Annotated in this window: 11 protein-coding genes and 1 pseudogene; 5 read left to right on the top strand and 7 right to left on the bottom strand. The window is 72.1% G+C overall.

The window, feature by feature from the left end:
• Nucleotides 1-38: 38 nt before the first annotated feature.
• The 5 genes from QOL88_RS24320 to QOL88_RS24295 all read right to left on the bottom strand — a co-directional run bounded on the left by QOL88_RS24320 (nucleotide 39) and on the right by QOL88_RS24295 (nucleotide 6904).
• Nucleotides 39-1559, bottom strand: a complete 1521-nt coding sequence (locus QOL88_RS24320; protein ID WP_097219466.1) for an aldehyde dehydrogenase family protein — start codon at nucleotides 1557-1559, stop codon at nucleotides 39-41.
• A gap of 580 nt (nucleotides 1560-2139) precedes the next feature.
• A complete protein-coding gene (locus QOL88_RS24310; RefSeq protein ID WP_097219463.1) occupies nucleotides 2140-3129 on the bottom strand; it encodes a malate dehydrogenase in 990 nt (329 codons plus the stop codon).
• Nucleotides 3130-3608: 479 nt separating this feature from the next.
• Nucleotides 3609-5000: a helix-turn-helix domain-containing protein gene (locus QOL88_RS24305; RefSeq protein WP_097219460.1), complete on the bottom strand. Its 1392-nt coding sequence runs from the start codon at nucleotides 4998-5000 to the stop codon at nucleotides 3609-3611.
• A gap of 376 nt (nucleotides 5001-5376) precedes the next feature.
• Complete coding sequence (locus tag QOL88_RS38915; protein WP_097223159.1) at nucleotides 5377-5820, bottom strand: DUF3017 domain-containing protein; 444 nt, start codon at nucleotides 5818-5820, stop codon at nucleotides 5377-5379.
• 229 nt (nucleotides 5821-6049) lie between these two features.
• The gene (locus tag QOL88_RS24295) at nucleotides 6050-6904 is read right to left on the bottom strand and encodes a bifunctional methylenetetrahydrofolate dehydrogenase/methenyltetrahydrofolate cyclohydrolase (protein WP_097219458.1); all 855 of its coding nucleotides are present in this window, start codon (nucleotides 6902-6904) and stop codon (nucleotides 6050-6052) included.
• 275 nt (nucleotides 6905-7179) lie between these two features.
• Here QOL88_RS24295 and QOL88_RS24290 point away from each other — a divergent pair, with 275 nt between their 5' ends.
• The 4 genes and pseudogenes from QOL88_RS24290 to QOL88_RS24280 all read left to right on the top strand — a co-directional run bounded on the left by QOL88_RS24290 (nucleotide 7180) and on the right by QOL88_RS24280 (nucleotide 10346).
• Nucleotides 7180-7758, top strand: a complete 579-nt coding sequence (locus QOL88_RS24290) for a hypothetical protein (RefSeq protein ID WP_097219455.1) — start codon at nucleotides 7180-7182, stop codon at nucleotides 7756-7758.
• A 136-nt stretch (nucleotides 7759-7894) separates the two neighbouring features.
• Nucleotides 7895-7969: pseudogene (locus QOL88_RS38910) on the top strand (FHA domain-containing protein); the annotation flags it as partial.
• 26 nt (nucleotides 7970-7995) lie between these two features.
• Nucleotides 7996-9645: a protein kinase domain-containing protein gene (locus tag QOL88_RS24285; protein WP_097219453.1), complete on the top strand. Its 1650-nt coding sequence runs from the start codon at nucleotides 7996-7998 to the stop codon at nucleotides 9643-9645.
• 104 nt (nucleotides 9646-9749) lie between these two features.
• Nucleotides 9750-10346, top strand: coding sequence for an ALF repeat-containing protein (locus tag QOL88_RS24280; RefSeq protein WP_097219451.1), 597 nt, complete (start codon nucleotides 9750-9752; stop codon nucleotides 10344-10346).
• Nucleotides 10347-10413: 67 nt separating this feature from the next.
• Here the strand turns inward: QOL88_RS24280 and purH are convergent, their stop codons facing one another.
• Together purH and purN are read right to left on the bottom strand one after the other, a co-directional pair.
• On the bottom strand, nucleotides 10414-11976 hold the full coding sequence (gene purH, locus QOL88_RS24275) for a bifunctional phosphoribosylaminoimidazolecarboxamide formyltransferase/IMP cyclohydrolase (RefSeq protein ID WP_097219449.1): 1563 nt from the start codon (nucleotides 11974-11976) through the stop codon (nucleotides 10414-10416).
• Complete coding sequence (purN, locus tag QOL88_RS24270) at nucleotides 11973-12611, bottom strand: phosphoribosylglycinamide formyltransferase (RefSeq protein ID WP_097219446.1); 639 nt, start codon at nucleotides 12609-12611, stop codon at nucleotides 11973-11975. Before purN ends, purH begins: the two co-directional genes overlap by 4 nt.
• Before the next feature lie 307 nt (nucleotides 12612-12918).
• On the opposite strand from purN, the gene QOL88_RS24265 reads away from it, so the two are divergent.
• A complete protein-coding gene (locus QOL88_RS24265; RefSeq protein ID WP_097219443.1) occupies nucleotides 12919-13722 on the top strand; it encodes a hypothetical protein in 804 nt (267 codons plus the stop codon).
• Nucleotides 13723-13769: the final 47 nt, after the last annotated feature.

Below are 13769 nucleotides of genomic sequence, written 5' to 3'. Positions count from 1 at the left end.
CCGGGATGGGGGTCGGCAGCCCGGCGAGGGGACTGGGATCAGCCCGCGAACCAGCGCACCGGCTTCGGAGCGAGGTTCTGGTAGACGTGCTTGGTCTCCCGGTATTCGGCGAGTCCGGCGGGACCGAGTTCGCGGCCCACTCCGCTCTTGCCGAAACCGCCCCACTCCGCCTGCGGCAGGTAGGGGTGGAAGTCGTTGATCCAGATGGTGCCGTGGCGCAGCCGGCCGGCCACGCGGCGGGCGCGGCCCGCGTCGGCGGTCCAGACGCCGCCCGCCAGTCCGTACTCGGTGTCGTTGGCGAGGGCGACGGCCTCGTCCTCGGTCCGGAAGGTCTCGACGGTGACGACCGGCCCGAAGACCTCCTCCCGTACGACGCGCATCTCGCGGTGGCAGTGGTCGAGGACGGTCGGCTCGTAGAAGTAGCCGTTCTCAGGGCGCTGCGCGGACGGCTCGGGGCGCTTGCCGCCGGAGCGCAGCACGGCGCCCTCCTTGAGGGCGGACTCGACGTACATCTCGACCTTGGCGCGCTGCTGCTCGGAGACGAGCGGGCCGCACTCGACGCCGTCCTCGGTGCCGCGGCCGAGGCGGATCTTCTCGGCGCGCCGGGCGAGTTCGGTGACGAAGCGGTCGCGGACCGACTCCTCGATGATGAGGCGGGCGCCGGCCGAGCAGACCTGGCCGCTGTGGATGAAGGCGGCGTTGAGGGCCTGGTCGACGGCGGTGTCGAAGCCCTCCTCGGTGGCGCAGGCGTCGGCGAAGACGACGTTGGGGTTCTTGCCGCCGAGTTCGAGGGCGACCTTCTTGACGGTCGGGGCGGCGGCCTCGGCGACCTTGGTGCCGCTGATCAGGCCGCCGGTGAAGGAGACCAGGTCGACGTCGGGGTGCTCGGACAGGCGGGCGCCGACCGAATGTCCGGGGCCCGTGACGATGTTGGCGACACCCGCGGGGAGCCCGGCCTCGACGAGCAGCTCGATGACCGCGATCGTCGTCATCGGCGTGATCTCGCTCGGCTTGATGACGAAGGTGTTGCCGGCGGCGAGGGCGGGGGCGATCTTCCAACTGGCCTGGAGCAGCGGGTAGTTCCAGGGCGTGATCATCGCGCAGACGCCTATCGGCTCGTGCACGACGACGCTGTGGATGTCGGGCGAGCCCGCGTCCACGACACGGCCGGGGGCCTCACCGGCGACCAGGTCGGCGAAGTAGCGGAAGGCGTCGGCGACACAGTCGATGTCGACGCGGCCCTCCTCGACGGTCTTGCCCGCGTCCTGGGCCTCCAGCCGGCCGAGCTTCTCGCGGTCACGGACCAGGAGATCGGCGACGCGGCGCAGCAGCGCGGCTCGCTCGGTGACGGGCGTGTGCGGCCACGGCCCCTCGTCGAAGGCGCGCCGGGCGGCGGCGATCGCCAGGTCGGTGTCCTTCTCGTCGCCCTCCGCGACCACGGCGAAGGGCAGGGCGTCCGCGGGGTCGAGGATCTCGCGGGTGGCCCCGGAGGTGGCCGCCCGCCACTCTCCTCCCGCATGGATGGTTTCACGCGCCTGAAGTTCGGTACTTTCCGCCATGATCGCTCTTCGCCTTCCGTTCCTGATCAGCGCCCCTGTGTCACATTCGTGTCACTAAGAGACCGAGTTCGCCTGCCCTCCTCCCGCAATTGCATGCACGCCTGTGGCCGAAAGTGCGCTGCATCACGGGAGATGTGGACAAACAGGAACGAAAAGTGCGGCGAACCGGCCGTAGGCGTCGGCGCGCCCCGGGCATCAGCTCACCAGGGCCGGAAGCCTTCCGGCGGGTCCTCCCCCACGCGCCCGTCGGCCGACTCGCGCACGGATCGCCGCGTTCACCAGCCGTGCCGGGCACTCTCCGAACGGGCGGCGCATGCTCGTCGAGCTCGTCGAGGAGTACGCCCGGCACGTCGGGCACGCCGATCTGCGCCGGCGCCGCCGTCTGCGAGCACCTCGCGCAGATGGGCCCGGGACCGGGCTTGGCTTGCCTTTCGGTCCGGTCGGGGCAGGGGGCTGGTCGCGCCCGAAAAACGCGCGGGCCCCGCACCGACCAACGCGCGGGTCCCGCACCGAAAAACGCGTGGGTCCCGCACCGGAGAGCCGGTGCGGGACCCACGCGCGAACCCCTCGGGGGCTTCGATCAGATGAGGCCGAGGCCGCGGACCGCCTCGCGCTCCTCCTCGAGCTCCTTGACGGAGGCGTCGATCCGGGTGCGGGAGAACTCGTTGATCTCCAGGCCCTGGACGATCTCGTACGAGCCGTCCTTGGTGGTGACGGGGAAGGAGGAGATGAGCCCCTCCGGCACGCCGTACGAACCGTCGGACGGGATACCCATGGAGACCCAGTCGCCGTCGGCGGTGCCGTTGACCCAGCTGTAGACGTGGTCGATGGCGGCGTTGGCGGCGGACGCGGCCGACGAGGCGCCACGGGCCTCGATGATGGCGGCGCCGCGCTTGGCGACGGTCGGGATGAAGTCGTCGGCCAGCCACTTCTCGTCGTTCACGACCTCGGCGGCGTTCTTGCCGGCGATGGTGGCGTGGAAGATGTCGGGGTACTGGGTGGCGGAGTGGTTGCCCCAGATGGTCAGGCGCTTGATGTCGGCGACCGTCGAGCCCGTCTTCTTCGCGAGCTGGGTCAGCGCGCGGTTGTGGTCCAGGCGGGTCATCGCGGTGAAGCGCTCGGCCGGCACGTCCGGCGCGGCGGCCTGGGCGATGAGGGCGTTGGTGTTGGCCGGGTTGCCGACGACCAGGATCTTGACGTCGTCCGCGGCGTGGTCGTTGATGGCCTTGCCCTGCGGCTTGAAGATGCCGCCGTTGGCCTCCAGCAGGTCGCCGCGCTCCATGCCCTTCGTGCGGGGGCGGGCGCCCACGAGCAGACCGACGTTGGTGCCGTCGAAGGCGACGTTCGGGTCGTCGGTGATGTCGATGCCCTGCAGGAGCGGGAACGCGCAGTCGTCCAGCTCCATGGCCGTACCCTCGGCCGCCTTCAGGGCCGGCGTGATCTCCAGCAGGCGCAGCTTCACCGGCACGTCCGCGCCGAGCAGCTGACCGGAGGCGATGCGGAAGAGCAGGGCGTAACCGATCTGGCCGGCCGCGCCGGTGACGGTGACGTTCACGGGAGTGCGGGTCATGGCGTTCTCCGTATGACAGCTGGCGGTGGGGCGGGGTCCCTGCCCCGGACGTTTGATCGATCTCTTGGCGTCAAGAGATCCATCCAGCCGTCAGGCTATCGCGCATCCGGGATCCCGGACGTCCGGGTCGGTGTGGCCCGGCCCACAACCCCAGGTTCCGCGTGCCCGCCACCACGCGAGAGGCGGCCGCCCGTCCGGGAGAGGAGGACGAAGGCGGCCGCCTGGGGGGATACCGACCGTGCCGGACTCCCGTGGGGGTACGGTTCGCGTGCCCGCGATTCCGGCGGGCACTCCTCCCGTTCGGAAATTCTTCGCCCGGGTGGGGCGGGGTGGGCTTGTGGACGGGCGGGGCGGGTCGGCGACGGGTGGGGCGGGCCGTCGTCTACCGGCGGAGCTGCCCGGGGGTGCGGCCCGCCGACCAGCAGAACCGCCCAAGGCCCGTCGATGCAGCCCGGCCGCCCGGCGGAGCCGCCCGTCGGCTAGTCGGTGCAGCCGTTCTGGCCGGCCGCCAGGGTCGTGCAGGCCTTGGCGTCCGCGGCGTTCTTCACGGCCAGCATCGGGGTGTAGGCGATGGCGTCACCGGCCGCGGTGATGCTGCCGGTCTGCTTCGCCTTGCCCGAGGTGATCTGGACCTCGTCGCCCTGTGTCGCCTGGGTGATGCGACCCCAGGCCGCCTTGCAGGTCTCGCTGTAGCGGACCTCGACGACGGTCGTGCCGACGGTCGCGGTCTGGGCGGTGGTCACCAGGTCACCGCTGCACCCCATGGCCTCCGCGTCCTTGCCGGTGCAGCTGTCGCCGCTGCACTTCACGCCGGGCGGCAGCTTCGGGTCGCTGCTGACGGTCGGCGAGGGCGACTTGGTGCCGCCCTTGGCCTCGTCGTCGCCACCGCCGCCGGTGAGGTAGAACGCGCCGGCGATCACCACGAGCACGCCCACGACCCCCGCGAGGAAGGTCACGGTCCGCTTCTTGCCCGCGGAGGCGGAGGAGAAGGCGGAGGCGGTCCGGCGGGGCCCCCCGGTACCACCGGCACCACCGGCACCACCGGCACCACCGGCACCACCGGCACCTGCCATACCGGCACCTGCACCACCGGCCCGGCCCGGGACTGCGTCCTGGGGTTCGGCGTACGGGTCCGTCCCGGCGCCGGGCGTCCACCCGGGGCCGCCGGGCGATCCGGCGGAGGTTCCGGACCCCGCGCCGGGCCGGGATCCCCGGCCCGGACCGGCCCCGGCGGAGCGCCCGCCCGTCGGCGACGGGCCCTGGTACCCGGCCAGCCCCCACGAGTTGACCTCGGGCTCGGCGGCCCACCCGCTCTCCTCCCGCACACCCGCGCCGGTGGAGTCCTGGACCTCGGGCGCCGTCGGCTGCGGCGGCACGGTCGGGGCCACACCGGCCGGTCCCGCGATGCCCGGCGTGACCGTGGTGCCGCCGCTCCGGCGGGCGGGCTTGGCGTCGCCCGCGGAGGCCGCTCTGCCCTCCCCCGCCGAAGCCGCCTTGCCGCCGGCCGAGGGGTCGGTGAAGTCCTGCCCGCCGAACTCCCCGAGCGCGGCGCGCGCCTGGGAGATCCGTATGGCCTCCATCGTCATGTCGTGCCGCATCTCCGAGCGGCTCCAGGCGCGCTCGGCGAGCTCCCACATCGTGGTCAGGTGCACCGGATTGGTGCCGGTGACCTCGGCCAGGGCCACGATCGCGCCCTTCGGCGCGAGCAGCCGGCCGTTCAGGTAACGCTCCCACGACGTCTTGCTGTAGCCCGTGCGGTCCGCCACCGACGCGATGCTCAGGCCGCTGCGGTCCACGAGTCTGCGCAGCTGGCTGGTGAACTCCCTGATCTGTGGATCGAGCTCATCCGGCAAGGCCTTCCAACGAGGCATTGCTCCCCCTCTTCCCCCCGGTCGTGCTGATATTTCTCGCGCTGTTCGCCCCGCGCGTGGCGGCCTTGGCCGAGTCCCCGTTGTGGATACCCACAGGGATGCGTCCAGTCAGGATCTCAGTTCCCTGACGGGGGGCGCACAGGAGCACGGTGTCCGCGCGCGATCCCCCCTGGACCGTCCTGATTGTCCCTGCCCACCCCGTCGTCGTACCACTTTGTGCGGTATCGGATCGAAACCGGAAGCGGGACGTACCGGAACCGTCACTTCCGTGCCACAGCGCTCTGACAGCCGTTGAACAGGCCGTTCGTCGTGGCCGAGGGTGGGTCGTGGCGGCGGGCCGTCCTTCCTCGGGGGAGGGGACGGCCCGCCGTCCCCGTCATTCGTTGGTGACCGTGAAGTGCAGGGTGTCCTTCAGGAACGGGATCTGCAGCAGCGGTTTCGGCTGTGCCATCAGCGCGAGCAGGACGATCACGGTGCCCAGCAGGCCGTAGGTGACGATGTCCGTGAAGCGGGAGCGGACGGCGAGCATGCCGACGCCCGGCAGCAGCCAGCGCATCGCGCCACCGCCCAGCAGGGCGACGCCGATCAGCAGCGTCCCGATCCGGAACTGGCCGAACGCCGTCACCAGCAGCCCGAGCCCGGCCAGCCCCAGCACGGCGAGGACGGGCCACTGCCGGGCGGGCGCGGGGGCGTCCCCGGGCGCGGCCCGGCCACCGCCCTCGGGCCGCGCGGTGTCCTTGGTGAACAGCGGGAAGCGCCGGGTGACCCGCCGCGGCCGACCCTCCGCGTCGGGCGCGCTGACGGGGTCCCGGACGGTGATGTCCTCCGGTGACTCGTGTCCCCTCGGCGTCTCCTGCCCGCCGCGCGTTTCGTCCCCGCCGTGTGTTTCGTCCCCGCCGCGCGTTCCATGCCCGCCGAGCGTTTCGTCCCCGCCGCGCGTTCCATGCCCGCCGAGCGTTTCGTCCCCGCCGCGCGTTTCATGCCCGCCCGGGGCCCGGTGCTCAGCCTCACTCGGGGCCCGGTGCTCGGCCCCGCTCGGGGTCCGGTGCTCAGCCGACACTGCGCTCCGCCGCCTCGACCACGTTGACGAGCAGCTGGGCACGGGTCATCGGGCCGACTCCGCCGGGGTTCGGGGAGATCCAGGCGGCGACCTCGGCGACGTCGGGGTGGACGTCGCCCACGATCTTGCCCTCGGCGCTGCGGGAGACGCCGACGTCGAGGACGGCCGCGCCGGGCTTCACGTCCTCGGCCCGGATCAGATGGGCGGAACCGGCGGCGGCCACGATGATGTCCGCGCGCTTGAGGTGCGCCGACAGATCACGCGTGCCGGTGTGGCACTGCGTGACGGTGGCGTTCTCGCTGCGGCGGGTGAGCAGCAGCGGCATCGGCCGGCCGATGGTCACGCCGCGTCCGACGACCACGACCTCGGCGCCCTTGATCTCCACGCCGTAGCGGCGCAGCAGCGTCAGCACGCCGTTCGGGGTGCAGGGCAGCGGGGCGGGCTCGTTGAGGACGAGACGCCCCAGGTTCATCGGGTGCAGCCCGTCCGCGTCCTTGTCCGGGTCCATCAGCTCGAGGATGCGGTTCTCGTCGATGCCCTTGGGCAGCGGCAGTTGCACGATGTACCCGGTGCAGGCCGGGTCCTCGTTGAGCTCGCGGACGGCCGCCTCGATCTCCTCCTGGGTCGCCGTGGCGGGCAGTTCGCGCTGGATGGAGGCGATGCCCACCTGCGCGCAGTCGCGGTGCTTGCCGGCGACGTACTTCTGGCTGCCGGGGTCTTCCCCGACCAGGATCGTGCCGAGGCCGGGCGTGACGCCCTTCTCCTTCAGCGCCGCCACGCGGGCGGTCAGATCGGACTTGATCGCGGCTGCGGTGGCCTTGCCATCGAGAATCTGGGCGGTCATGGCCCCATCCTCGCGGATGACCCCGCCGCGGTTCCAATCCGACCGCAATCCGGGCACCGGGGGGCCGGCCTCCCGTATCCGCCCATGATCAGCGATGTTGCACTTGCACAACACATCGGGAATGCGGCTGGACAAGCCGGTCAGTGGTGAAGAACGATGACCCGACAAGTGCCGCGGGCAGCTCAACGGGGGGACGGTCGCAATACTGAAGATTTTCCTCCGTGCGGATGTCACGCGTCGTCCCCGCACTCGGAATCAACGGAGGAAAGTCCCCCATGAGCTACGGCGACCCGAACAACCCCTACGGCGCGCCCCAGGGGCAGCAGCCGCAGCAGCCGGGCTACGGATACCCGCAGGACCAGGCACAGGCGCCCGGTTACGGCTACCCGCAGGCCCCTCCGGTCTCCCCCTACGGCGGCCCCGCCGCGCCGACCACGATGCCCGGCTCGGTGAGCGCGGCCCGCGTGATGATGTGGGTGATCGTCGGTCTGCAGGTCGTCGCCGTGGTGCTCCTCGGGATCGGTGCCGCGGCCATCAATGCCGCGAAGGACGACGCGACCGTGCAGGAGAACCCCGCGCTTCAGGACCTGGTCGGCGATTCGACCGGCCTGATCTGGGGCTACGTGGTGTTCGGCCTGGCCTGGCTGGTGTTCGCGGCCGTCCTGGCGACCAAGTTCAAGAACGGCGGCAACGGCGCCCGGATCACCATCCTGGTCTTCGCCATCATCACGGCGGTCCTCGGCATCTACCCGTTCGTCATCGTGGGCCTGGTGCACACCGTTCTCGCCATCCTGGTGGCCGTCTTCGTCGGCAACGCCAACGGCAAGGCCTGGTTCAACCGCCCCCGTTACTGAACGGACCCGGTCGACGACCGCACCAGTTCACGCCAATCACATCCAAGGGCCGTGTCTCACCCGTCCGAGGGGGGCACGGCCCTGGTGCGTCGCCCTACCCTGACGGTGGTAGCTGTTCAGGCACGGGGAGAGCACCTTGTTCAGCATCATCGTGGTACCTCCGCCGACCACGGAGGACGAGCGAAACCGCACCCCCATCGGACTCGCGCCCGACCTCTATCGGGCCGGGGCGAGACGGTGACCGAGGCGTACGCCGTTCCCGTGCCCAAGGGCTACCGGGTCGGCGACTGGGAGGTGCGCGAGCCCATCGCGACGGGCGCCTTCGGCAGTGTGTACGCCGCCCGGCGCGTCGGTGACGGCACCGGGCTGCCGCCCACGGCCGCGCTGAAGTTCCTGCCCACCGGCACGGCCACGCCCCGCCGGCTGACCCACCTGCGCGAACTGGTCGAGCGGGAGGTCGAGCTGTACCGGCGGCTGCGGCACCCGCGGCTGGTGCGGATGTACCAGACGCTGACGGTCGACGACCCGGGGCGGCCGGAGCTGGACGGCGCCACCGTCCTCGTCCTGGAGAAGGCCGAGGGCTCCCTGTCGGCCCTGCTCGCCGCGACGCCCCGGCCCGCGGCCGGCCCCGCGCTGCTCGCGCAGATCGCCGAGGGCCTCGCCCAGTTGCACGGCGCCGGCTGGGTGCACGGCGATCTGAAGCCGGCCAACGTGCTGCTGATGGCCGACGGTTCGATGCGCCTCGCCGACTTCAACATGGCCGCGGAGCTGGAGGGCACCCACGCCTACACGCCGGCCTTCTCCACCCCCGACTACACCCCGCCGGAACTCCTGTGGACCGAGATCGGCGAACGGGGCCGCCGCATCCGCCCGTCCGCCGACATCTGGGCCTTCGGGGTCCTCGCCCACCTCGTGCTCACCGACTCCTTCCCGCTGCCCGGGGCGACCTCGACCGCCCGGCGCGACGCGGCGGCGGCCTACGCCCGCGGCGTCGACGAACTGCGCCTGTCGCCGGAACTGCCCGACGACTGGCGGGAGATCGTGCGCGCCTGCCTGACCCGGACGCACCGGCAGCGCATCGGCGGCACCGAGCTGCTGCGCCGTGTGACGGTGGCCGCGGGCCCGGACCGGCGCGTCTTCCGCCTCCCGCGCCTGCGCACCGTCAGCCGTCTGCGCAGCGCCGGCCGTCTGCGCACCGCCGGCCGTCTGCGCACCGCCGGCCGTCTGCGCACCGCCGGCCGCCTGCGCCGCGGGTCCGTCATGGCCGTCCTGGCCGGAGCGGCCGCGGCCCTGGCCGCCCTCGCCTACGGCATCAGCGTCTGGGCGGGCGCCGGCGGAACCGGCGACGGAATGGGCGGCGGAACCGGGCCCGGCGCGTCCGCGCATGTCTCCGCCGCCGCGTACGGCGCCTCCGAGCTCCGCACCGACCGGGGCGTTCCGCCCGCCTACCGGCTGCTGATCGTCGAGACGGCGCACGACTGCGACCAGAAGGAGGTCACACCGGTCCTGATCGCCGCCATGCTGAAGGTGGAGAGCGACTTCGACCCGGACCTCTCCGACCCCGACAACAACGAGTACGGCATCGCCCGTTGGACCCCGCGCGTCCTGCGCTGGTGGATGAACGAGGACGGCACCCCCGGCGAGACGGTCCCCCAACCCCCCTTCCCACCCGCCGAGTCCATCCCGGCGATGGGCCGCTACCTGTGCTGGATCGCCCCACGCCTGCACGAGGACCTGCCGGGCGACCGGCAGGTCCTGATCGCCTCCGCGTACCGCACGTCGTACCGCACCGTGAACGCGACGAAGGGGGTGCCCCCGGACGTACGCGGCTACGCCGACCGCGTCGCCCACTTCCTGGAGGAGTACGCGCCCGACGGTCGGAAGTGACCTCGCGGACAGGGACGTTGACGCGCCGTCATAAAAGGGCGGCCCCGCCGAACGGGACATGCGAACATGCTCTCGATTCCCTTGTCCCGAAGGAAGGTTCACGCATGAGACTCACCCGCGGTGCCCTGCTCGTCGCCGCCGGCGCCCTGACGCCCGCCCTCCTGCTCACCACTCCGGCGTTCGCCGCCGGCACCGCTCCCGCGGCCGTCGCGGTGGCGTCGGCAGCGCCGTCGGACGGGACGCCGGTGGACGAGATGTCGGAGGACGAGCTCCGTATCGCGATCGCGCGCATCCTGGCCGACCCGGACTCCGGCCGCGGCGTCACCCGCGAGGCCAACGAGGCGCTCGACGGCACCGTGGACGACATGCGGGAGTTCCTGAAGACGGGCTACCGCCTCGCCCAGGCCGAGGACGACCGCGTCGCCATCGTCCGCATCATCGGCGACCCCGACTCCGGCCGAGGCGTCAAGCGCGAAGCCACCAAGGCCCTCGACACCAACACCCCCGAAGCCCTGCGCGCCTTCCTGGAAACCGGCTACCGCCTCGCCCAGGCCGAGGACGACCGCGTCGCCGTCGCCCGCATCCTGGCCGACCCGACCATCAGCGCGGCGCTGCGCGCGGCCGCCGAGGACGTCATCGACGGCACGCCGGAGGAACTACGGTACTTCCTGGAGACCGGGCGGTACGAGGTCGACGCCTGACATGGCCGACGCCTGACATGGCGGGAGCGGGCCGGCGAAGTTCCGCCGGCCCGCTCCGTCGACGGGCTCAGTGGAAGAAGTGCCGCGTCCCCGTGAAGTACATCGTGACGCCGGCCTTCTGCGCGGCCTCCACGACCAGCTCGTCACGGACCGAACCGCCGGGCTGGACCACGGCCTTGACTCCGGCAGCGGTGAGGATCTCCAGGCCGTCCGGGAAGGGGAAGAACGCGTCCGACGCGGCGTACGCGCCCGCGGCACGCTCGGCACCGGCCCGCTCGACGGCCAGCTTCGCGGAGTCCACCCGGTTGACCTGCCCCATGCCTACGCCGACCGAGGCGCCGTCCTTGGCGAGCAGGATCGCGTTGGACTTCACCGCGCGGCAGGCCTTCCAGGCGAACGCCAGCTCGGCCAGCTCGTCGGCGCTCAACGCCTCGCCGGTCGCCAGCGTCCAGTTGGCCGGGTCGTCGCCGTCGGCCTGGAGGCGGTCGGTGACCTGGAGCAGCGCGCCGCCGTCGATCGGCTTGACCTCGACGGGCGCGGCCGGCCCCTCGGCACAGCGCAGCACGCGGATGTTCTTCTTCTTGGTGAGGGCCTCCAGGGCCCCGTCCTCGTATCCGGGCGCGACGATGACCTCGGTGAAGATCTCCGCGACCTGCTCCGCCATCTCCTTGCTGACCGGACGGTTGACCGCGATCACACCGCCGAACGCCGACAGCGGGTCACAGGCGTGCGCCTTGCGGTGCGCCTCGGCGACGTCCGCGCCGACGGCGATGCCGCAGGGGTTGGCGTGCTTGATGATCGCGACACACGGCTCGGCGTGGTCGTACGCGGCACGGCGGGCGGCGTCCGTGTCCGTGTAGTTGTTGTACGACATCTCCTTGCCGTGCAGCTGCTCGGCCTGGGCGAGGCCGCCGGTGCCCGAGACGTACAGGGCCGCCGGCTGGTGCGGGTTCTCGCCGTAGCGCAGGGTGTGCTCGCGCTCCCAGGTGGCGCCGAGGAAGTCGGGGAACTGCGACTCGTCCACGGGCGCGTAGGAGGAGGCGAACCAGGAGGCGACGGCCACGTCGTAGGCGGCCGTGTGCTGGAAGGCCTCGGCGGCGAGCCGCTTGCGGGTGGCGAGGTCGAAGCCGCCGTTCTGGACGGCCTTGAGCACATCGGCGTACCGGGCCGGGCTCGTGACGACCGCGACCGACGGGTGGTTCTTCGCGGCGGCCCGGACCATCGACGGACCGCCGATGTCGATCTGCTCGACGCACTCGTCGGGCGAGGCACCGGAGGCGACGGTCTCGCGGAACGGGTAGAGGTTCACGACGACGAGGTCGAACGGCTCGACACCCAGCTCGGCGAGCTGCTCGCGGTGGCTGTCCAGGCGCAGGTCGGCGAGGATGCCCGCGTGCACGCGCGGGTGCAGGGTCTTGACCCGGCCGTCCAGGCACTCGGGGAAGCCGGTGAGCTCCTCGACCTTGGTGACGGGGACGCCGGCAGCGGCGATCTTCGCGGCGGTGGAGCCGGTGGAGACGAGCTCGACCCCGGCTTCGTGGAGCCCGCGCGCGAGGTCCTCGAGACCGGTCTTGTCGTAGACGCTGACGAGCGCCCGGCGAAGGGGCCGCTTGTTGCTCTCGGCGGTCACTGGATAACTACCTTTCGTCCCTCAATGCGATAGCCGTTGCGGGCGAGGCGCCCCACGACCTCGACGAGCAGCCTTCGCTCGACTTCCTTGATGCGCTCGTGCAGAGCGCCTTCGTCGTCCTCGTCCCGGATCTCCACCACGCCCTGCGCGATGATCGGCCCGGTGTCGACGCCGTCGTCGACGAAGTGGACGGTGCAGCCGGTGACCTTGGCGCCGTACGCGAGCGCGTCCCGCACGCCGTGGGCTCCCGGGAAACTGGGCAGGAGCGCGGGGTGCGTGTTGACGAACCGCCCGCCGAACCGCGCGAGGAACTCCTTGCCGACGATCTTCATGAACCCGGCGGAGACGACGAGGTCGGGCTCGTACGCCGCGACGGCCTCGGCGAGGGCGGCGTCCCACTCCTCGCGGCTGCCGTGGTCCTTGACCTTGCACACGAAGGCGGGCAGCCCGGCGCGCTCGGCCCGCGCCAGCCCCTCGATGCCCTCGCGGTCCGCGCCGACGGCCACGATCTCGGCCCCGTACGCCGGTGCGCCGACGGCGGCGATCTCGTCGAGCAGCGCCTGGAGGTTGGTGCCGGATCCGGAGACCAGCACGACGAGGCGCTTGGCGCGCGGGGCCACGGGCTTGGCGGCCACGGTGGGGGCCTTTCTCGGGGGAGCGTCTGTCCAAGGTGGTCGTCGGTGTTCAGCGTTTTGTACATTCATACGAATGCTTTGCGTCCCCGGATACGGGGAAGCCTACGAACCGGTCGACCGTCAGCAACGATACCGGCACACCGGACGGCCCCCACGGGACGGGGGCAGGGCCGGAAGGTAGCGTCTGGACGGAGCCGGTTCGGGAACGACGTCCGGACGTGGTGCGTTCAGGAGGTGACGGACGCGGGTCCGACGCCGTTCCGTTCTGTCCACACATTGCTCCTCACAACGGGAAGACGCTCACTTGATGCCGGACCGCAGCCTGCGACTCCTCACGTTCCCCCAGCTGTTGCCGCAGGGAGGGGAGCGCGGCGCCGTGCTGCTGCGGGAGCGCCCCAGCTCACCGCCCGACGCGCCTTCGGGCGGCGACGGCGGGCAGGGGCGGGGGCGCGGATCCCAGGAGGACAACCCCTTCGCCCCGCCGCCCGAGGGCACGCCGGACCGGCCCTGGCAGCCGCGGCGCCCGTCGGGCGACGACTCGCAGGACTCCGATGACGGCAACGGTGGAGACCGCTCGCCCTGGGGCAGCCAGTGGAGCGACCAGCAGCCCGGCCGCTCCCCCGGCGGCTTCGGCGAGCGCCCCCGCGGCGGACCCGAGGGCCAGGGCGGCGGCCCTCAGGGTGGCGGCCCGAACGTGCGCTGGGACCCGACGGATCCCGCGCAGCGCCGGGCGCGCTATGCCCTGCTGTCGGGCATGTGGGCCTTCTTCTTCGCCCTCTTCAGCTGGCCGTACGTGGCGCTGCTGCTCGGCGCGCTCGCCCTGTACTGGGCCATCAGCTCCCTGCGCGCCAAGCCCCGCAGGCCGGACCCGGACTCCCCCGCCCCCGCCCCCGAGCAGCAGGGCGGTGGCCGCCCCCAGACGACGGCGGCGGTGAGCGGCCTGGTCACGGCGTCCCTGGCGATCGCCCTGGTCGCCGCGTCCTTCACGGCACAGCTGGTCTACCGCGACTACTACACGTGCACCAACGACGCCCTCACGAACGAGGCGAAGCACTCCTGCTCCAAGCTTCTGCCGGAGGAGCTCCGGGGGTTCCTGGACACGGACGACTGATGGCTGACGGCTGATGCCTGTCGACCGATGGCTGTCGACCGATGCCT

The sequence above is a fragment of the Streptomyces sp. Ag82_O1-12 genome (assembly GCF_900182715.1).
GTDB classification, from domain to species: Bacteria; Actinomycetota; Actinomycetes; order Streptomycetales; family Streptomycetaceae; genus Streptomyces; species Streptomyces massasporeus.
Note: the sequence above shows the minus strand (reverse complement) of the source record. Positions and strands in the feature narration are given on the sequence as shown.

Coding starts and splice junctions, on each gene's coding strand:
- QOL88_RS24320 (WP_097219466.1), bottom strand. CDS start 1,559: ATGGCGGAAAGTACCGAACTTCAGGCGCGTGAAACCATCCATGCGGGA.
- QOL88_RS24310 (WP_097219463.1), bottom strand. CDS start 3,129: ATGACCCGCACTCCCGTGAACGTCACCGTCACCGGCGCGGCCGGCCAG.
- QOL88_RS24305 (WP_097219460.1), bottom strand. CDS start 5,000: ATGCCTCGTTGGAAGGCCTTGCCGGATGAGCTCGATCCACAGATCAGG.
- QOL88_RS24295 (WP_097219458.1), bottom strand. CDS start 6,904: ATGACCGCCCAGATTCTCGATGGCAAGGCCACCGCAGCCGCGATCAAG.
- QOL88_RS24290 (WP_097219455.1), top strand. CDS start 7,180: ATGAGCTACGGCGACCCGAACAACCCCTACGGCGCGCCCCAGGGGCAG.
- QOL88_RS24280 (WP_097219451.1), top strand. CDS start 9,750: ATGAGACTCACCCGCGGTGCCCTGCTCGTCGCCGCCGGCGCCCTGACG.
- QOL88_RS24265 (WP_097219443.1), top strand. CDS start 12,919: ATGCCGGACCGCAGCCTGCGACTCCTCACGTTCCCCCAGCTGTTGCCG.